Here is a 15,912-nt window from a genome sequence, read left to right as displayed (position 1 = left end):
CCACTGATTTCGCTATTGCTCAACGCCGTAAGAAATGTTCCAGTGATCTAGCCAAGCAACCAATTGCTCGCGCAATTCGCGATTGCGGGGATACGGCAGCTGGACCTCGCCTTCCTCTTCGATCCCTGCGAAAGGACAACCCGGAAATGAAATCCAACTTTGCCCGCAATCAACGCGTCGGACGGCCATCAGCAATATTGGCCCCGGGATGGCAGCCATCTGTATGTAGGTGAACGCGCTCATTCTCGGCTCGCACGCGGCAGCTTCTCGAAATCGATCGTGATGGTGACGACGGCCTCGTACTCTGTTCCGTAGCTTCCCATTCGACGGCTAAGTTGGACAACAACGCTCGTGCCATCACTCGCGTGAACGACGCCTGCGGCGTTACACACATGGTCCGCAAGGATGTGCTTGATCTGCTCTGCATGCAGTACCGCGCGGTGGGTTTCCGTGTTTGTACGTCCGGTGTGGATGTTAATCATACGGTGGCCCCTTTCGATCTTGGCGCGTCCGGCGCCATCCATGTGTGATCGCCGCTATCGCGAAACGCCTCAAGCGACTTCCAATTACTCGCATAAAGGCAATCGACCCATGCGTATTCGTGATTAACCCAATCAGATCTTTGGATCGAGCCGCGGTATCCCACAGGGATAAAAGCCAGCGCCTTCACCTTGTATTCCTCACCGCTGTGATCAAGATGCCGCACACGGCGCAAGCCATGCACCATCGTTTCTAATGGCGTCTTGTTCGTCATATAGGTGTATCGTCCGCGCATTCCTCTCTCAGTTACGAGACCAACTACGGGGATCTGTACGGTCAATACTATCGGCTGCATCGTCCTCATGCGCTTTCCTCTCTCAAACCCATCTTTACAGCGCGCACACGCTTCCATCGCGCGAATGCACGGTCCAACGTTGCAAACTTGACCTCGCGCGCCGCCGACCCTTGATCAATCCACGCACGACAGGCGTGGCGCTTGGCACAGTGAACTCGTGCTTCGCCTTGAGCCCCATTCCCTTGCCGTGCTTGCGTTGGTTTGAGTGGCAGGGCACGACCGACGCTGACGCGCCAAGGCAGACTCCTGCAAGCCGAATCCAGCATGATTCGCCGCAGCATGCAGCGAGATACTTGGAACCTTCGGCCACCGTCGGCTTCTTGATGCGCCGCTTTATCGCCGTGCGCCGCAGGGTGGTCAACCGGTCTGCCGTCTTTCTCAAAGGCGACGGCTTAAGTCGCGAGTTGATCACCGAATCTCCTCCACATCCCAACCGCCGCCGTCGCGCGCCTTTCTCGGATACACCACCTTGAAAACGAGGGGGAAGATCCATGCAGCGACCTTCATCTTGACCTTGGCGTCATCGCTGAAGATGGCACGAGCACCCTTCACGTCGTGCATCTCCAACACCCCTGACGCAGGCAACACCACGTAATCCACAGTCAGAAAGGTCCTCGGCGCGAGTTTTAGCTTGATGCCCTCAAACATGTACCACTGGATTTCGCCTGAGCGCCGTTGCTGTTCGAGATGCGCCTCGTAACGGCGCTCGGTTGCGTTCTGCTCGCCGTCGCGAAGCCGGCCCAGCGCCTGGAGTGCCTTTCTTGCGGCCTCGCCTGATGTCGCCGTGCCGCGCGCCGCAGTTGCTTGAGACACATCCAGATCGAAACCGGACATGATCTCGTCGACTTCGCTGTTTGGCTGTGTGCCGTACTGCTGCGCAAGTGCGCGCTGCTGCGAATCTCGACCGACAGTCATGTCCTCGCGTACGCGCGCCGTGCCGACGTTCTTCGTACCTGCAGGCACGTACACGGGCCAGGTTAAGCAGCGTTTCACCATGCTTGCGCTACCTCTCGTTTAACCAGCGTGAGGAAATAAGGGATGCCCAGGAATAGCGCAATGTAGGATTCGCGCTGCCACACGAGAATGCCGATGATTGCCATCGTGCTCACGAAATCGTAGAACGCGTTCACCGGATAACCATGCTCGTAGTCCCTTGCACGCACCAACAGCGCCGCGATCCACGTGATTTCGGCAACGATGCAGAGGTAGGCAATGGCGATTTCTCGCGCGTGTTCATAGCCGCACTCGATCCACAGATACAGGCAGATAATCAGCAAAATGTCGAAGAAGATGGCACGTACAAGCTTTTGAAGATTCATGATTTTTAGCTCCAGCAAAAAATGTCGATAAGACACGTCGACTGTCCCAACACGTAATGCCAGTCGGGCAAAATGCGCAGTTGCGAAAGCCCGGACGAAACACTGCTTTGCGGCCGGGGCTTCCACGACGCGTATGTGTTCCCACGGCTCAGGCGTGAAAATCTGCCGGCAACAGTGCATCGCCGAATATGTCGAGCACGCTTCGATAAAAGCGCTCGGACCCACTGCGCTGGGCGTCTTTCAGCACGTGGTCTATCCATGGCCCTTTGCCTGCGGCCTTCGCGACCAGCACGCGGTATTCGGGCAACGATTCGTCAGGGTCCTTAGGGCGCACACCGAGTCGCGCAGCCTCGCGGCAGACATCGGCTTCGCCGCCGAGCCACCATTCATCGCGGCGCGCACCCGAGCGAGCGCCGGGCGCTTCGGCAAGTACCTCGTCAACGAAGCGAGCCAGGAAGCCGACGTTCACGGCACGGCTGTCAATGTCCCGCTCGCGCGCTGCCACCGCTCGACGATGCGCCTCGCGAAGCTGATCGGCCGTGATCCCACGGCGCACCCATGCGAGCACATGCGCTCGGTCGGGACTACGATTGACAAGACAACGTTTGCGACGCGCCGCCTCCAAAGCGATTAGTAGCTCGGTGAGCTCGTGCTCGAAGTTTGGAATCCGGGGTTTTAGACAAGCAGCAGCGGCAGCATCGAAGTTATTCACAGGGTCGCGCGCGCGCGCGTTGCTGCTGCTCTCTGCTGTAATCTCTGCTGTAGTCTTAACACCGTTAACGACTTGGCCAAACCCTTCTCCCCGGACAAGGGTTTCACCGCTTCCCGGGCAAGGGTTCGACCGGTTGGCGGACTGGGGAAACTCCATCTCCCGAAATGGACTTTCCCCATTTCGGGAGATGGGGTTTTCCCATTCGGGCGACTGGTCATTCTCCCGTGCGTCGTTACCGCCTTCAACGACTCGTTCAAGCGCGTCTCCGTCGATCTGATAGTAGATCTTGTGCTCGAGGCGCTTCTCGGTCTCGATCAACACACCAGACTTCTTCAACGTGCGGCGCGCCGCCCGTTGCTCTTCGTAAGTAAGGCCCGTTTCGTCACGTAGTTCGTCGGCCGTTTTGTGCACTCCTAGCTCGCTTGTGGCACGGCTTTGCCAATAGAAGATTTGACAGAAAAAGACCGTCGCTTTCACGCCGCCGAGATGTCGCGCAAGGCCAGGGTAATAGGCGACTGGACGCCCAATATCGCGAAGTACGTCAGATACCCTCATGCGCCACCTCCGCGGTCACTTTGAGCGTCGGAAATAGCGCGCGAGCACAAGAGAACGGCTGAATGCTGATAAGTTGTGAATGCGAGGCCGTCGAGGTAGTGGCGCTCGACCAGTCTAAAAACGTAGCCGCTCATGAGCGTGCCTCCGGAGTTTTGCGGGAAGCCTTATCCCACGGTTGACGATCAGACGTGCCCGCGCTCGATGCAGCGTGTCTCGCAAGAATCGCGGAGATGGTGGACGCATAGAAGGAGACGTGTGCGAACGCGTCTTGATGCCGCGTGAGCGGGGACTCAAGCGCTTGCAGCGCAGGCAGTGCTTTGCGCCAGGCAGCTTGTGCGATCTTGAGGTGAATTAAGAGCGCGCCCAAGTGCTGGGCTTCGTCTTGCCTGATCGCGATCCAGCCCGTCGCTTCGCATTCGAGCAACTCCGCTATCCAACACCGAAATGCGGCCGCCTTCGACGTACGCGCAAGCGTGCCGAGCAAGTGCGCGCCTCGTAGAGAGAAAATGCGGACTTGCTCATCGCCACCTCTTGCAGGCAGCGTCACAACGCTGGTCATGCCGTTGCTGAATTTGGCAGCGTTGCGCTCGAATAGGTCGTTGATCGCCCGCCGACGATTTTTGTAGCCAAGGGCGTCAGCAATCTGCTGCGCCTGTAACCAAGGCTGACCGGAATGGTCGATAACGTCGAAGCAGTGAGTCTGAAAACGAAGAGATCGTGTTTGCTCAGGACGAGCGAGGGCATTGGCACGCATGGCGGCCTCCTTCTTTGGGTTCGACGACCCGCTCCTCAACGCCAATTGAGGTGGACGAGCACATGACGGAGTTGGCGTACCGGCAAAGAAGGAAACCGGCGAGCCCGAGGGCTCCCCCGCCAAGGCCCGCCCATTGAAGGCACGCAAAGGCGCGCGGACGAAAAAATAGCCGCTTTCGCGGCGGCTCGTCCGCCTTCTTTGATCCGGAACGCCAATCCCGATCGCTGTTGTTTCAGCGATGCTTGGAGTATATGCAGCGGCGCGGCGGGCAGTCAAGGCGATGAACAGTTGCAGTGACATAACAAATTTGTTACTATCAAAGGCATGGCATTCCGAATTGACTTTTACAACGACCGAGTCCAGAGAGACATTGCAGCACTGCCTAAAACCTTGCAGGCGCGGTTCTTTGCGTTGGCAGACCGGATTGAACAGCATGGTCCGAATTTGGGCGAACCCCATACCAAAGCTATGGGCGATGGCCTTTTCGAACTGCGCCTGAAAGGAGCCGAGGGGATAGCGCGGGTGTTTTATTGCACAGTCGTTGACAGGCGAGTTTTCATGCTTCACTGCATTGCGAAAAAGACGAAAAAAACTCCAGGAAAGGAACTTGAAATTGCGCGTGAGCGCCTGAAGGAGGTTCGGAATGGCAACGTATAAAGAAATGCGCGAGCGCGCCTTATCTGATTCAGATGTGCGCGCCGAGTACGACAGGCTTAATCGCGAAGAGTACGCGCTGCTCGATGAGATGCTAGCTGCCCGCCGAGAAGCCGGTCTCAGCCAAGCTGATGTTGCCGAACGCATGGGCACGAAGGCTCCTGCGGTCGCGAGATTGGAGGGGGCACTTGCGTCCGGCAAACACTCCCCATCGATTGATACGCTGAAGAAATACGCTGCTGCACTTGGAAAACGCGTTGAGATCCATCTCGTTTGAAATGACGAAATAATAAGTTGGCCTAGCAAATCGATGTCCCGAAAGCGCATCGACTGGCTGACAACCTCGACGAGGAATGAGCCTTGGAAAATGTAAGAACGAAGGCAAGGGATTCGGTCGAATATCTGAAGACCGAAGAAGGCATGGCGGGTTATCTGGAGGCGTGCTTCCAGGAAGCGGGGGACGATCCCGATTTCATCGCTCACGCATTGGGTGTGATTGCTCGCGCACGCGGCATGTCGCAAGTCGCCCGCAATACTGGCCTGACGCGGGACGGTCTCTACAAAGCGTTGTCGGAAGACGGTAACCCGAGCTTTGCAACTATCCTCAAAGTCATTCGCGCCCTCGGCCTGGATTTGCACGCAGCGGCAGCGCACGCTTACGCGATCGAAATGCCCAAAAGCGGAATGCGCCCGGTGCACCCAGGTGAAGTTCTGCGAGAGGACTACCTCGCGCCGCTTGGGATGAGCGCAAACGCTTTGGCGAGCGCCCTGCATGTCACGGCCGGGTGTATCAATGACATCGTGCGTGAGCGGCGCGGCATTACCCCTGACACACCGATGCGACTTGCGCGTTACTTCGGCGGCGACGCCCAAACCTGGATGAACCGTCAACTCATGTACGAAATGAAGATTGCCGAGCGTGACCTTGCTCGCGATATTGAGCGAGAGAATTCGCTTCGCGAAGCGGCCCATTGTTAAAAAACGATTTGTGCGCTGGTCCCGATATCGCCACAACGACGTGGGCGCGGCTGAGTATGCAAATTGTCGTGAAGACCACATGAGCCGAATGCATAATTCGCTCCACCCTGGCGAGGTCCTCAGGGAATGGATTGCAGAAGCAATCACCGTATCGCAGGCAGCCGAGGCGCTACAGATAAAACGTGTGACGTTGTCGAAGCTTTTAAATGGCAAGGCAAGCGCAACGGCCAATATTGCTTTGCGCTTAGCAGCTTGGCTTGGGACTAGTCCCGACCTATGGATGGGCATGCAAGCCCAGTAGGATCTTTGGCAAGCGCAGCAGCAACCAAGGCCAGACATCAAACCATTGGAAAGACACGCTGCTTGATTTGGTGCGCCCGCATGGCCATCGATATCTTTTATTTTTACGATGACACTCACAAAATCAAATCTTGCCGCAAAGGAAGCGAAGCGAAGTCTTTCTGGCGAGTTGCTGCAGGCGGTCCGCGAAATGAAGGAAGGCCGTGCAGCCCGCGTCACACACGTGGTGCCGTCCACAGCATCTATCGCTCGCGATAAGAGCGGTCTGTCACAAAGTGAATTCGCCAAGCTTATCGGCGTCTCACTGCGCACGTTGCAAGCGTGGGAGCAAGGCCGGCGCAAGCCGACGGGCGCTGCCCAAACTTTGCTGCGCGTGGCAGCGCTGCACCCGGAAGCGCTTCGCGATCTGCAAAGCAGTTGACTGGACCAAGCTTTGCTGCGGCGCTTGACGACGACTGACTTCAATCGCGAGAAGCGAGCCGGAGACAAACTTTGCTCAATGTGAACAAGCTTGTTATGCGGCTTATCACCAGACACACGTCGCACGGGAAAAGCGTTTTCTATAACCTGTTCGACGAAAGCGAAGCGGCAGAGCTCGAAATGCGCGCAATCTTGCTTCAGGGGCTCACGATCTGGTTGCACAACCAGAAGATGACGCAAGCCGCAGCCGCAAAAGTGCTTGGCACGACGCAGGCGCGTGTGTCTGACATCAAGCGAGGAAAGATCAATAAGTTCGGTCTCGACTTGCTTGTCAAGTTGGCTGCGCGGGCTGGTCTGCAGCCTCGCATGGAGCTCGAATCTAGTTGAGCGAGCGCGCTTCTGTTCGGGAACAGCAAGTACAAGTGGTGCATGGAACAACGATAAGTGCGTTGACGGCATGCTCCGCCCTCGCCGTCCATCGAACGCGTCATCCGATAGGCGCGCGAATTGAAGGAATAAGCAATGACTACGTTTGCCACGTTCGATGCTGCTGATTACCTCGATAGTGAGGAAGCGATTGCGGAATTCCTCGCTGCTGCGATGGAAGACCCGAACCCCGACGTCTTCTTGTCCGCTCTCGGCGCGGTAACCCGAGCACGAGGCGTAGATAGAATCGCTGCTGAAGCGGGACTCGGCCGCAAAAGCCTTTACAAAGCAATAGCACCAGGTGCGCATCCACGCTACGAGACGATTCAAAAGCTGTTGCGCGCGCTTGGCGTTCAAATGAGCGTCAGCCCGCGTCACGCTCATTAAGCGCTTAGCAGCGTTTTTAGACACACCTGGCGAAGTCCTTGAACTGACAAACGCGGGTGCGAAGGTTTTCAAGCCGGCTAGTGAAGCGCTGCTGGCAGCCTCGTGCAAGCGGATCGACTTGACGCTGCCACGAGAGAGTTCCGGGGCAGAATCAGCGGGATGTAGTAACCAGCGTCCGCGCAAAATCAACTGCCCAACCGACTTGAGCTGCGCCTTGCGCGTGAAGACGCGCTTCGCTAAAAGAACAGGAGGGCGTGAATGCCAAGAAGCTATGGGCAAGAAAAACGAGCCCGTCATGCCCTGCCCTCACCATCGTGATCCATGCCCAGCACCCAGAGCAGCGCTTCCGCGCGGTCGCCCGATGACACTTCGAGCTCGCGCGTGATCTGCTTGCGGCTACGCAGCTTCGGCTTCGCGTCGCCGATTACTGCACGCTGCGCGCGAGCTCGTGCATGGCCAACGACATGCTGCCCCGCTGCGATTAGTTCCTGGACCTTCTTTCGCTGATCATCCGGCGGAAGCTTCGAAAGTTGGCGCGCGTGCGTGACATTGATGCGTAAGCTTTCTACCGCCTTGCGGACATCGGCACAGCAGTCGAGCAGCGCGACGGTGGCGCGAACAGTGCCTAATCCACATCCGAAGATCGTGCCGACTTCGGCTTCACTGTAGCCGAGCGCCATTACGCGCCTCATCTTCTCAGCACGGCCGAGCGGCGTGTCCGCCTCACGAAGTTCGTTCTCGCCGATGATTGCAGTCAGCGTCGTGCGTCTGTCGCCTCGATACACCTGCGCCGGGACTTGAATAGGCGTCTCGCCACGTGCTCGCCGCCACTCGTTGACCAATCGGGCCGCTTTGATACGTTGCCGACCCACCGCAACCTCGGTCTCTCCGGTCTCGGTGTTTTTCACAACCGAGATCGGTTGCAAGACACCTTGAAAGTCGATGTTTCGAGCAAGATCCTCGTTGACCGGGAGGTCAGCGCGTGGATCATAAAGCGACGAATTCGGGTCCGTCACCAACACCAACTTGTCAGGATCGAAGAAGAGCAGGTTCGTCTTTCCCGATGCGCCATAAGCGTCAATTGAGTTCTTTGCCATAGTTCATGCCCATCAATTTCGCGTCTCAATTGATCCATGAGCGCAGGGGGTTTGCTGCCGTAATGCAATCCGGCGTATCGCATCTTTCGTAGTCGTACTAACCGCACAACGGGCGCCCGTTAATCGCGCTTTTTGTGTTACTGATTCGTCTGCTGCTGCGGGGCTTCTTGCGGAGCTGACGGTATGGCGTCTGCCCGTTCGTTCCGCGCGACGGTGAAAGCTGCCATTGGCAATGGCATCACAGGCTCATAGACAAAGCGCCGCTGTGAGAGTGTCTCGTTCTCGCCGGTCTCAACATGAAAGGCTTCAGGACATTCCGTTTTTACTTGCTCGACAATTGCCTCGAGTGTTTCGCTGGTAGCGTTTCTAAGCATTCGCTGGTGCTGCTCAGTAAGCATTCTTGCTTCTCCTCATGGTACGCATAACATGGCGCCTTCCGGCTTCATCCACTTGATTGACCGAACCAACGGCCGCCGCTCGTGAAATGCCGGAAACCTCTTCCCCAGTGATAGTCCGCATAAGTCCAAAGCCGTGACTGTCGGGTCGTGCCGAATGCTTCAAACACCACGGCTATTTTTGTTTCGCCGGATGTGACGTTGTGAAAAGAGGGGGCCGGAGCTCGCAAGTGAAGGCGAGACGCTTGCATTTTGTCGAATCGCTGCGGATTGTCTCGGACGCGTTGGGCACGGCCGATCCCTGGCGCTCAATTTTCCACGCCGATACGGAAATCGTGCTCGTACAAATGCGCCCTGCTCTTCAGCGAGTTCCGGCCAGATCAGATGCCAGTCAGCCGGTCGTAGATCGCGGCGGCAACAAACCCCGCGTTTCTCCGCCAAGGGTGCAAGACGAATCAATTTGTCATCTGGAATGCCCCCTTTGCGCCACGCGTGAACGGACGGCGCGGTTATTCCCAACAGCCGCGCGACAGCTGTTGTGCCGCCTAGAGCGTCGATGAGTGCGGAAGGTCTCATAGGTCTAAATCCAGTCTTAAACTTCGTCATGTTAGGACTAGCTAAACGGATTGTCAATAGCGTCTCCTTTCTGTTAAAATGTTAGGATTAACTAATGCTCTCCGAACGACTACTTCTTGCGATGAAGGCTGAAGGCATCAGCCAAGCAGAGCTTGCGCGTGCCTGTGGCGTTCGGCCGCCCAGCGTCCACGGATGGCTTAGTGGCAAGTCAAAATTTCTTCGTGGCGAAAACCTGCTCTCAGCAGCACGCGCGCTGAAGGTTTCGCAAGAGTGGCTGGCTACTGGCAAGGGGCCGATGAAGGGCCAGCCCGTACGCATACAGGCCGATTCGAACACGCAACTCCTACCTCACGATCATCTGCCGCACGATGATTTCGTGCTAATTGCGCAACTAGATATTTCCGCAGCCTGCGGAGATGGGCGGCTCAATGAGCATGCCGAGGTGCAGGGCAATTTCGTTTTCAGGCGCTCAACTTTGAGAGCCCTCGGCGTCACCGAGGAAACGGCACGAATAATCAGTGCTGTCGGATGCAGCATGTGGCCGACTTTGCATGACGGTTGCTCAGTCTTAATCAACACGGCTGATGTAACGCCTAAAGACGGAAAAGTCTTTGCCATGTGCACATCCGAAGGGGGGCTTGTTCTAAAGCGGTTGATTTGGGATTACCACGCCGCAATAGGCGCACAGACTTGGATTATGCGCAGCGACAATCCTGACAAGGCTGCACATCCAGACAAAATTCTTCCGCCTGACGATCGGACAATGCTCGTTGGCCGCGCGCTTTGGAACGACAACTTCTTGTAGCCGCACCAAGGTAGTGCGCTCCGCATTACCTTTGCCTACCGAATCGGCAATTAGTCGCCTCCCTCCTCGAAAGTAACGTCACGGCGCTTTCAAAGCTATTGACTTTCCAATTAGCCTCTCCTAATATCTTCATAAGTATCACCAGCGTGTGCTCGGCTAGCAGCTCAACCGCAATTGATCAAACAGCCTACGGGAAAGGTATCGCGCATACCCATCAGGTTTAGGTCACCGACGTTGATATGCGTAGCGGACATCGCATGGGCGACGCAGGCCCAATTGATCGAACGCGGTGCCCTTAAATGTCTAAACTTGCAAAAACCCTAGGTCTACTAAGTGGAATCCATATGATTGAGACAGCCTTCGCACTATTGTCGTTCCCCAAAGCCGCTACGCCCCTTGGCTTTCCGTTCAAAGATGATCCACCGAAACCGTTTCATTCGGACAAATCGCTCTTGCTTTGCACATCTCGCGCTGACATGTCGACCGAATATGGCTACACATGGCCGAGTGTTGGCGAAACGGCAGAAGCTTCCATCTGGGAGCCGAACCTTCGCTTTGGCGGTCTTCGTGGTTGGCTCTACGGTCATGGCGAGTATGCCCTTGGCGGATGTATCGAGCCGACAGCGAAGTGGCTCGTTGTCGAGGCGGATACGAGCGACATCATCGAATTCGACGGTATCTGCAAGTTTCCGCGCGGTAAGGTGCTTTTTATTGGCCCGCGCAAGAAGGCTGCTGAATATCTCATTACGCATGAGCCCCGCGCTCGCGAACTTCCCGTGATTGGTGAGCATCGCACCGTCGGCAATGGCAAGTCCGCTATCGTTGGCGCGCTTGGCACAGCATCCGCTGGAGATAACGGAACCGCTGTCGCGGGAAATCGTGGCGTTGCGTTAGTTGGAGCTCGCGGAGTAGCAACCACCGGCTTTCTCGGCACGTCCGTGGCGGGTCGCTGCGGAACAGCTGTCGCTGGCGATGGTGGAGTCGCTGCTGTAGACGATCATGGAACTGCGATCACCGGCTTTCAAGGCAAAGCAAGCGCTGGCAAGCTTCGTCAAATCAGCATTTGGTATTGGGATTTCATGGAAAGGCGTTACCTCATGAAGGTCGGATACATTGGAGAGGACGGCTTAGACCCATACACCATCTACACACTGAGCGATGATAATCGTTTCATCAAGGTTTAACCTTCCTGAACAACAGAGACGAAACGATGACTCTTCTAACCCGCGCCTTCATTTTGGAAAAATACGGTGTTCGCCTCACGATGAATCAGTTGGCAACGCTACTCGCGATGTCGGAGGGCACTATCCGCAACCAAGTCAGCGCTGAAACCTTCCCGATCGCAACTTACACGGAGGGCTCTAAGCGGTTTGCATCGTACGAGGCTGTTGCGGACTATTTGGATTCCATGTCAAAGAAGGCGCGTGCGCGAGCTGCGGCATGATATGACGCCTGGCGAATCTGAACCAATCCATGGCGCGATGCAGACGATCGCTCGCCGCATTCGAACGAGGCGTACCGCTTCCACCTCCCTATCTACCTTATCGGCGCCTATAAAAGATTTCAGTCGCTTTGCCGCACTAAAGGTGGCAAGCCGAGTCGGACATAAGATTGCTCGTAAGCTGCGATAAATCTAGGATCTCCGGTCCGTACACGCGCGAGCCAATAACCCAATTCCTTTTGACAAACCTCGCTTTCAATTCTAGAGAAGCACGGGGAAGTCGCTGACATTTGCGTCGCTGCCCAGTAAGCCGCGAAGATGGTCTCCTGGTCCGGATACACAAGTCGTAGGTTAGTCTTATCGCCTTCATTCAGCCATCTTTGAATGGAGGAAGACAGAGTCTGCTCCGTTTCGTTTGGTGCATAATTGAAAACGCGAACGGCGCCGTGCCGTGCTTCACGGAAGTCACTGAGGGCAATGGACACGACAAACATGACTGCCCGATGCCTCGCTAATCTTTTATTCAGCGATATACCTACTGCCGTTGCAACGCTAACCGACAATACTGCGAGCATGATGGCCGTTCGCATAAAGGGTCCAGCGAATATTCGTTGGGACATTTGATAAAGCGAGTTGAACATTAGCAAACTTTCCGCCCTCTCCGGCTGCAGGAAAATATCGATTACAGAGCATGAAGGCGAAGGCGTCCTGCCCACGCTTCAGGGACATTGCAGCCAACTTGCCACTTATAATGTGGTTGCAGTCCGCTTCTCCGGTGCAAACCTTAGCCAGGCGGTACCAATCAGTTGCTGGATTCCGTCAAGCCGATTGAGCATCGAATCTGCTCTGTCAGTTGCCTCAAAAGTGTCGTGCGTCGGCCCCGGCGCGTGACGAATTCCTCATCGTCTCGCCCTTTTCTCGGCGTTTTTGCGCAACCCAAGATGAGCCATCCTCGCCACTGTCGCTTCGCACCGCATTCGATCGCTAAGGTTTGATAGTCCGCAGCGATGCGATACCTGAACGACGGATAACGCCAGCTCGCATAAACGTGGGAATCGTTTGATACAATCAAAACGTTACGCGCGTTAATCTCACGAGCAATCTCCTGAACAAGGCGAACAGCTAGTTGCTTCGGTCGCCATCCATGCCATTTGTGAGTCAACGACCGGAATCGTTCTCGCCCGTTCCTCCCCTGTGCCGGACCTTGCACACCTCCTATCATCAACCTTGGACGAAAAATTCGTCCTCCTAAGCTGGCTATTGAAAACGAGCATGAAACGACGGAATAGCCTTCTGCGTCTTTGATGGATAGCGTCCAATCTCCCTCCCTCTTAAATTGCTCTAGCACTTCAATTGCGACCTGCCAGCTTTCTTCACCTACTGAGAAGGTTGCGACAACCGCGACGCCTGACTTAGCAATTTCGCCTGCTATCGAAGGAAGCAGTTTGCATGCGAAAAGTTGATGCTCCAAACTCACTCGGAGAATGTCGTCTGGCTGGAGCGCATTGTGCAGGAACGGACGGTGAATACGCTCAAAGCATTGCGGCGCTCGGCTCACTAGCCCTGGAGTTTTTGCCGATAAGCAAGCGTCTAACCAACAAATAGTCGTCTTGTAGCAAATTAGAGTTCGGGTAACAAATCGGAATCTACGCCAGCGCGCGTACATGGTCTTGCCCGGATACACATGCAAGGCGCACTCCGCAACAAACCGCGAACGAGTTCGATTTATCGATGCTAGCTTCGAGATCCATTTCTGTTTATATTCTTTCAATTTCTTTGTTTAGAACGTGCACTCGGGTGAGACTTGGCGACACCCCTGAATTAATGTCGACCGTTCGCATGAGCCTCGCTTCGAAAGACGGTAAAGAAGATTAAGCCCAAAATCCCTTTAGTAATCGCGGCGACAATTCCCTCACGTGAAGGTGCGGGCATCAATTTAGGCTTGCTGTTTCTTCAAAGTCAGTAGGAGGTCAATTCCACGCCAACATCGCGACGCTGGGAGCGAGCGTGTTCATGTGTCTTGTCACGGCGAAGGGCCTTCCCCGTGCGGTTGCTCGGGTTCATCAACCAACTTTGTTGCTCGAATGACTTAGAGCGATGGTGCTTGCGTTTTTTCTTACCCTCTTTGGAGCCTCGCTTCAACCGGCTCTTTGCCGGTAAGTGTTCCGCATACGATCGTCCATTTGAGACGTTGGAAACTACAGCTGCATCTGCCGCGCTGTAGGATAAGCAAGCAGCGCCGATGCAAGACACCAAGACCATCACTTCGCCGACTTTTTTCATAGCCTTCAATTTCGACCCCTTCATTCATGTGTTCGCGAGAAAAGAGAGAGTAGCGTTGGCTCGTTAACGATGGAATCAGACGGGTACCAAAGTTCGAGGCCAAAGTCTGAACGAATTATGTTGAATCGAGAGATCGTTTCAGATGCCTGCCAGCGCTTGGCGCATTCGACAGAGGGATAACGTTGTCTAGGATATCGAAGCGCGTTGAGATCGACGTGAACGGTTTAGTCGGCTATGGGAAATGATGTGAACGGTGCTCAAAAGACCTTTTACTTAAACCGGCGCACCGGCCGCGTCCATTTGGGCGCCGGCGCGCTGATTGCTCCGCCGAAGCTTCTCAATGTCCGCGTGACGGTCGTGGAGCGCCCCATGACCATCGCCGCTATCATCCTGCGCGCTCAATTGGAGTATTTCGATATTCAAGTGCGGGAGACAATGAGAGTTGCGTCGATCGGCTTTCGTACGCCTGGCTGATTGTTGCCGAAATCCGGGTCAATCTAGTAGTGCTGAGCGCCCCAGACTGGCACAGCACGTCGTGTGGTGTGGCGATTGCACGAACAGAAGCCAAAACAGCTCCTTTACCGAGTCGTCAGGTTCGGAATAGTCATCTAATCTCAATCTTTATCGAGATGTGTTGTGCATTGCCACGGTAAAACCATCGGAATCAGCGGCATTTAGTCGGCCCGGCTTTGGGCTCTGGACGGCCTCCGGACATGCTCGACCGCGTCGCAGCAGCGCATCCCGAAATGTGACGTCCTTGATGGCTGATAACGGCGAAAGAACACGTGGTACGTTCGTAACGCCCCATGCTTTTTGGAGAGACAGATGGTCGACGACGAGGTTCCCTTCACCAAAGTGCAGCTCTTCGAGGCACTTCAGACACTTCAAACCGCTTTGGATGAGGTTTCGGATAACGTCGAAGTGCTGGCCCTAGCTGGGCGCAAGCATCTGATAAACGCGGAGTCGCGCCATGCTGTGTTTAGCATCGCAGCGACAATCAACAAAGCTCGGATGACTGCGGTTCACAGCCTTTGGCCCTGACGCGAGCTTGGAGCCGAGGTGAGTCGGCATCGATTGGAGCTACCTTTTCCCTATCGAGCAGTGGACCCCGCACGAGAGAAACGCAACAGTAATTTGACGAATTTTCGTCCAGGGTGTAAGTAGGAGCTTAAAGAGGTAGCGCGGCGGGACCTGTGGCGTCTCTTTTTTGTCATCGACGATTTGTGGCCGACAGGGAAAAGAGATGTTCGATGAAATAATACCGTTCACGAAACTTCAGATGCTCGACGCAATCCAGGCGCTTCAGGCCGGACTGTCAGAGATCTCGCAGCAAGCCGACGCCATGCTCGAAGTGGCCAACTCCCGTGGACTCGATCTTGAGGCGCATGTCTTCGTCGTTGAGACGATTCGCGCGGTGGCTGAGGCAAATCATGCCGCGAAAATAAGCCTGGGCCTGTGATTGGCGCGAAGCTATGATTCGGCTTTTGTTTTGCTTACAACGCTTTTATACAAAATGGCGGAAATATGAAAGACGACGATGTCGCCTGGACGAAGGTTCAGATGTTTAAGGCGATCCGGTCATACCAAGTTGGACTTGCTGATATTTCGGCACGTGCGGACGATTTTTCCGAGCAACTGAAAGAGGCCGGACTCACTCCGGAAATACGCATGTTTCTTGATCAGATCGCAGGTTTAGTCGTCAGCACCACAGTTGAGGTGGCTGAAGTGCTCGACCGATAAGTGCTCTCCGTGATGTATCGCGCTGAGATTGAAACGAAATCGTCCGCGGCCGTCGCTTTCAGTCGCAGCCGACCGTCGCGAGCAGCTAGGAACACTTAGGCTATCGCAGCCGCGATGACGACGCCACTCGAAGGTTGAACGACGCTGTAAGGTTCGCCATCGGCTGACCGGCTCGTCGGTTAGGCAATACGCTTACAAGACGAATTTATTTGTAAGCGAATCTTTAAGAAAAGCA

25 protein-coding genes and 1 pseudogene are annotated in these 15,912 nt (G+C 55.4%); 15 read left to right on the top strand and 11 right to left on the bottom strand.

What is annotated here, in order from left to right; translation table 11 throughout:
• Positions 1-12 precede the first annotated feature (12 nt).
• The 7 genes from NCT03_RS04600 to NCT03_RS04570 form a co-directional block, all read right to left on the bottom strand.
• Positions 13-243: a hypothetical protein gene (locus tag NCT03_RS04600; RefSeq protein WP_250464066.1), complete on the bottom strand. Its 231-nt coding sequence runs from the start codon at positions 241-243 to the stop codon at positions 13-15.
• Positions 240-482 carry a hypothetical protein gene (locus NCT03_RS04595; RefSeq protein ID WP_250464064.1) on the bottom strand — a complete coding sequence of 81 codons (243 nt, stop codon included), beginning with the start codon at positions 480-482 and terminating at the stop codon, positions 240-242. The genes NCT03_RS04600 and NCT03_RS04595 overlap by 4 nt, the downstream gene beginning before the upstream one ends.
• Complete coding sequence (locus NCT03_RS04590; RefSeq protein ID WP_250464062.1) at positions 479-754, bottom strand: hypothetical protein; 276 nt, start codon at positions 752-754, stop codon at positions 479-481. Before NCT03_RS04590 ends, NCT03_RS04595 begins: the two co-directional genes overlap by 4 nt.
• Before the next feature lie 489 nt (positions 755-1,243).
• A complete protein-coding gene (locus tag NCT03_RS04585) occupies positions 1,244-1,831 on the bottom strand; it encodes a hypothetical protein (RefSeq protein WP_250464060.1) in 588 nt (195 codons plus the stop codon).
• On the bottom strand, positions 1,825-2,154 hold the full coding sequence (locus tag NCT03_RS04580; RefSeq protein WP_250464058.1) for a hypothetical protein: 330 nt from the start codon (positions 2,152-2,154) through the stop codon (positions 1,825-1,827). The genes NCT03_RS04585 and NCT03_RS04580 overlap by 7 nt, the downstream gene beginning before the upstream one ends.
• Positions 2,155-2,302: 148 nt before the next feature.
• Positions 2,303-3,421, bottom strand: coding sequence for a hypothetical protein (locus NCT03_RS04575; RefSeq protein WP_250464056.1), 1,119 nt, complete (start codon positions 3,419-3,421; stop codon positions 2,303-2,305).
• A gap of 130 nt (positions 3,422-3,551) precedes the next feature.
• Positions 3,552-4,175 carry a BRO-N domain-containing protein gene (locus tag NCT03_RS04570; RefSeq protein ID WP_250464208.1) on the bottom strand — a complete coding sequence of 208 codons (624 nt, stop codon included), beginning with the start codon at positions 4,173-4,175 and terminating at the stop codon, positions 3,552-3,554.
• A 324-nt stretch (positions 4,176-4,499) separates the two neighbouring features.
• On the opposite strand from NCT03_RS04570, the gene NCT03_RS04565 reads away from it, so the two are divergent.
• The 8 genes and pseudogenes from NCT03_RS04565 to NCT03_RS04530 all read left to right on the top strand — a co-directional run bounded on the left by NCT03_RS04565 (position 4,500) and on the right by NCT03_RS04530 (position 7,340).
• Positions 4,500-4,832 carry a type II toxin-antitoxin system RelE/ParE family toxin gene (locus NCT03_RS04565; RefSeq protein WP_250464054.1) on the top strand — a complete coding sequence of 111 codons (333 nt, stop codon included), beginning with the start codon at positions 4,500-4,502 and terminating at the stop codon, positions 4,830-4,832.
• Positions 4,819-5,106 carry a helix-turn-helix domain-containing protein gene (locus NCT03_RS04560; RefSeq protein WP_250464052.1) on the top strand — a complete coding sequence of 96 codons (288 nt, stop codon included), beginning with the start codon at positions 4,819-4,821 and terminating at the stop codon, positions 5,104-5,106. The genes NCT03_RS04565 and NCT03_RS04560 overlap by 14 nt, the downstream gene beginning before the upstream one ends.
• A gap of 83 nt (positions 5,107-5,189) precedes the next feature.
• Positions 5,190-5,486: pseudogene (locus NCT03_RS04555) on the top strand (addiction module antidote protein); the annotation flags it as partial.
• A gap of 12 nt (positions 5,487-5,498) precedes the next feature.
• Complete coding sequence (locus tag NCT03_RS04550; RefSeq protein WP_250464206.1) at positions 5,499-5,807, top strand: HigA family addiction module antitoxin; 309 nt, start codon at positions 5,499-5,501, stop codon at positions 5,805-5,807.
• Positions 5,808-5,886: 79 nt separating this feature from the next.
• Positions 5,887-6,108, top strand: coding sequence for a HigA family addiction module antitoxin (locus tag NCT03_RS04545; RefSeq protein WP_350029998.1), 222 nt, complete (start codon positions 5,887-5,889; stop codon positions 6,106-6,108).
• Between the two features lie 108 nt (positions 6,109-6,216).
• On the top strand, positions 6,217-6,528 hold the full coding sequence (locus tag NCT03_RS04540; RefSeq protein WP_250464050.1) for a helix-turn-helix domain-containing protein: 312 nt from the start codon (positions 6,217-6,219) through the stop codon (positions 6,526-6,528).
• Positions 6,529-6,608: 80 nt separating this feature from the next.
• A complete protein-coding gene (locus NCT03_RS04535; protein ID WP_250464201.1) occupies positions 6,609-6,914 on the top strand; it encodes a helix-turn-helix domain-containing protein in 306 nt (101 codons plus the stop codon).
• Between the two features lie 135 nt (positions 6,915-7,049).
• Complete coding sequence (locus NCT03_RS04530) at positions 7,050-7,340, top strand: addiction module antidote protein (protein ID WP_250492054.1); 291 nt, start codon at positions 7,050-7,052, stop codon at positions 7,338-7,340.
• 293 nt (positions 7,341-7,633) lie between these two features.
• Here the strand turns inward: NCT03_RS04530 and NCT03_RS04525 are convergent, their stop codons facing one another.
• The 3 genes from NCT03_RS04525 to NCT03_RS34355 all read right to left on the bottom strand — a co-directional run bounded on the left by NCT03_RS04525 (position 7,634) and on the right by NCT03_RS34355 (position 9,408).
• Positions 7,634-8,437, bottom strand: coding sequence for a ParB/RepB/Spo0J family partition protein (locus NCT03_RS04525; RefSeq protein ID WP_250492053.1), 804 nt, complete (start codon positions 8,435-8,437; stop codon positions 7,634-7,636).
• A gap of 137 nt (positions 8,438-8,574) precedes the next feature.
• Positions 8,575-8,835: a hypothetical protein gene (locus NCT03_RS04520; RefSeq protein WP_250492052.1), complete on the bottom strand. Its 261-nt coding sequence runs from the start codon at positions 8,833-8,835 to the stop codon at positions 8,575-8,577.
• A gap of 159 nt (positions 8,836-8,994) precedes the next feature.
• Positions 8,995-9,408, bottom strand: a complete 414-nt coding sequence (locus NCT03_RS34355) for a carph-isopro domain-containing protein (RefSeq protein ID WP_502800348.1) — start codon at positions 9,406-9,408, stop codon at positions 8,995-8,997.
• A 94-nt stretch (positions 9,409-9,502) separates the two neighbouring features.
• Here NCT03_RS34355 and NCT03_RS04515 point away from each other — a divergent pair, with 94 nt between their 5' ends.
• The 3 genes from NCT03_RS04515 (at position 9,503) to NCT03_RS04505 (ending at position 11,657) form a co-directional block, all read left to right on the top strand.
• Entirely contained in the window at positions 9,503-10,213 is a 711-nt protein-coding gene (locus tag NCT03_RS04515) for a LexA family transcriptional regulator (RefSeq protein ID WP_250492051.1), read from the top strand.
• Between the two features lie 344 nt (positions 10,214-10,557).
• Positions 10,558-11,397: a hypothetical protein gene (locus tag NCT03_RS04510; protein WP_250492050.1), complete on the top strand. Its 840-nt coding sequence runs from the start codon at positions 10,558-10,560 to the stop codon at positions 11,395-11,397.
• A 26-nt stretch (positions 11,398-11,423) separates the two neighbouring features.
• Positions 11,424-11,657: a hypothetical protein gene (locus NCT03_RS04505; protein ID WP_250464040.1), complete on the top strand. Its 234-nt coding sequence runs from the start codon at positions 11,424-11,426 to the stop codon at positions 11,655-11,657.
• 799 nt (positions 11,658-12,456) lie between these two features.
• Here the strand turns inward: NCT03_RS04505 and NCT03_RS34060 are convergent.
• Positions 12,457-13,320 carry a DUF535 family protein gene (locus tag NCT03_RS34060; protein ID WP_350030138.1) on the bottom strand — a complete coding sequence of 288 codons (864 nt, stop codon included), beginning with the start codon at positions 13,318-13,320 and terminating at the stop codon, positions 12,457-12,459.
• An 863-nt stretch (positions 13,321-14,183) separates the two neighbouring features.
• Here NCT03_RS34060 and NCT03_RS04500 point away from each other — a divergent pair.
• The 4 genes from NCT03_RS04500 (at position 14,184) to NCT03_RS04485 (ending at position 15,677) form a co-directional block, all read left to right on the top strand.
• Complete coding sequence (locus NCT03_RS04500; RefSeq protein WP_250464037.1) at positions 14,184-14,411, top strand: hypothetical protein; 228 nt, start codon at positions 14,184-14,186, stop codon at positions 14,409-14,411.
• Positions 14,412-14,762: 351 nt separating this feature from the next.
• Positions 14,763-14,978, top strand: coding sequence for a hypothetical protein (locus tag NCT03_RS04495; RefSeq protein WP_250464035.1), 216 nt, complete (start codon positions 14,763-14,765; stop codon positions 14,976-14,978).
• Between the two features lie 202 nt (positions 14,979-15,180).
• Positions 15,181-15,396 (top strand): hypothetical protein, encoded by a 216-nt coding sequence (locus tag NCT03_RS04490; RefSeq protein WP_250492049.1) that lies wholly within the window; start codon positions 15,181-15,183, stop codon positions 15,394-15,396.
• A 65-nt stretch (positions 15,397-15,461) separates the two neighbouring features.
• The gene (locus tag NCT03_RS04485) at positions 15,462-15,677 is read left to right on the top strand and encodes a hypothetical protein (RefSeq protein ID WP_250492048.1); all 216 of its coding nucleotides are present in this window, start codon (positions 15,462-15,464) and stop codon (positions 15,675-15,677) included.
• The last annotated feature ends 235 nt before the right edge of the window (positions 15,678-15,912 follow it).

This window comes from Caballeronia sp. GAWG1-1 (assembly GCF_023631465.1).
Taxonomy (GTDB): domain Bacteria; phylum Pseudomonadota; class Gammaproteobacteria; order Burkholderiales; family Burkholderiaceae; genus Caballeronia.
The sequence above is the reverse complement of the archived record's forward strand: the minus strand, read 5'-3'. Positions and strand labels throughout refer to the sequence as shown.

Excerpts from the sequence above, each read along its gene's own strand:
- NCT03_RS04505 (WP_250464040.1), top strand. The coding sequence starts at position 11,424 with ATGACTCTTCTAACCCGCGCCTTCATTTTGGAAAAATACGGTGTTCGC.
- NCT03_RS04560 (WP_250464052.1), top strand. The coding sequence starts at position 4,819 with ATGGCAACGTATAAAGAAATGCGCGAGCGCGCCTTATCTGATTCAGAT.
- NCT03_RS04590 (WP_250464062.1), bottom strand. The coding sequence starts at position 754 with ATGACGAACAAGACGCCATTAGAAACGATGGTGCATGGCTTGCGCCGT.
- NCT03_RS04540 (WP_250464050.1), top strand. The coding sequence starts at position 6,217 with ATGACACTCACAAAATCAAATCTTGCCGCAAAGGAAGCGAAGCGAAGT.
- NCT03_RS04485 (WP_250492048.1), top strand. The coding sequence starts at position 15,462 with ATGAAAGACGACGATGTCGCCTGGACGAAGGTTCAGATGTTTAAGGCG.
- NCT03_RS34060 (WP_350030138.1), bottom strand. The coding sequence starts at position 13,320 with ATGTACGCGCGCTGGCGTAGATTCCGATTTGTTACCCGAACTCTAATT.
- NCT03_RS04550 (WP_250464206.1), top strand. The coding sequence starts at position 5,499 with ATGCCCAAAAGCGGAATGCGCCCGGTGCACCCAGGTGAAGTTCTGCGA.
- NCT03_RS04600 (WP_250464066.1), bottom strand. The coding sequence starts at position 243 with ATGAGCGCGTTCACCTACATACAGATGGCTGCCATCCCGGGGCCAATA.
- NCT03_RS34355 (WP_502800348.1), bottom strand. The coding sequence starts at position 9,408 with ATGAGACCTTCCGCACTCATCGACGCTCTAGGCGGCACAACAGCTGTC.
- NCT03_RS04565 (WP_250464054.1), top strand. The coding sequence starts at position 4,500 with ATGGCATTCCGAATTGACTTTTACAACGACCGAGTCCAGAGAGACATT.
- NCT03_RS04575 (WP_250464056.1), bottom strand. The coding sequence starts at position 3,421 with ATGAGGGTATCTGACGTACTTCGCGATATTGGGCGTCCAGTCGCCTAT.
- NCT03_RS04570 (WP_250464208.1), bottom strand. The coding sequence starts at position 4,175 with ATGCGTGCCAATGCCCTCGCTCGTCCTGAGCAAACACGATCTCTTCGT.
- NCT03_RS04490 (WP_250492049.1), top strand. The coding sequence starts at position 15,181 with ATGTTCGATGAAATAATACCGTTCACGAAACTTCAGATGCTCGACGCA.
- NCT03_RS04525 (WP_250492053.1), bottom strand. The coding sequence starts at position 8,437 with ATGGCAAAGAACTCAATTGACGCTTATGGCGCATCGGGAAAGACGAAC.
- NCT03_RS04585 (WP_250464060.1), bottom strand. The coding sequence starts at position 1,831 with ATGGTGAAACGCTGCTTAACCTGGCCCGTGTACGTGCCTGCAGGTACG.
- NCT03_RS04520 (WP_250492052.1), bottom strand. The coding sequence starts at position 8,835 with ATGCTTACTGAGCAGCACCAGCGAATGCTTAGAAACGCTACCAGCGAA.
- NCT03_RS04495 (WP_250464035.1), top strand. The coding sequence starts at position 14,763 with ATGGTCGACGACGAGGTTCCCTTCACCAAAGTGCAGCTCTTCGAGGCA.
- NCT03_RS04545 (WP_350029998.1), top strand. The coding sequence starts at position 5,887 with ATGAGCCGAATGCATAATTCGCTCCACCCTGGCGAGGTCCTCAGGGAA.
- NCT03_RS04515 (WP_250492051.1), top strand. The coding sequence starts at position 9,503 with ATGCTCTCCGAACGACTACTTCTTGCGATGAAGGCTGAAGGCATCAGC.
- NCT03_RS04595 (WP_250464064.1), bottom strand. The coding sequence starts at position 482 with ATGATTAACATCCACACCGGACGTACAAACACGGAAACCCACCGCGCG.
- NCT03_RS04580 (WP_250464058.1), bottom strand. The coding sequence starts at position 2,154 with ATGAATCTTCAAAAGCTTGTACGTGCCATCTTCTTCGACATTTTGCTG.
- NCT03_RS04530 (WP_250492054.1), top strand. The coding sequence starts at position 7,050 with ATGACTACGTTTGCCACGTTCGATGCTGCTGATTACCTCGATAGTGAG.
- NCT03_RS04510 (WP_250492050.1), top strand. The coding sequence starts at position 10,558 with ATGATTGAGACAGCCTTCGCACTATTGTCGTTCCCCAAAGCCGCTACG.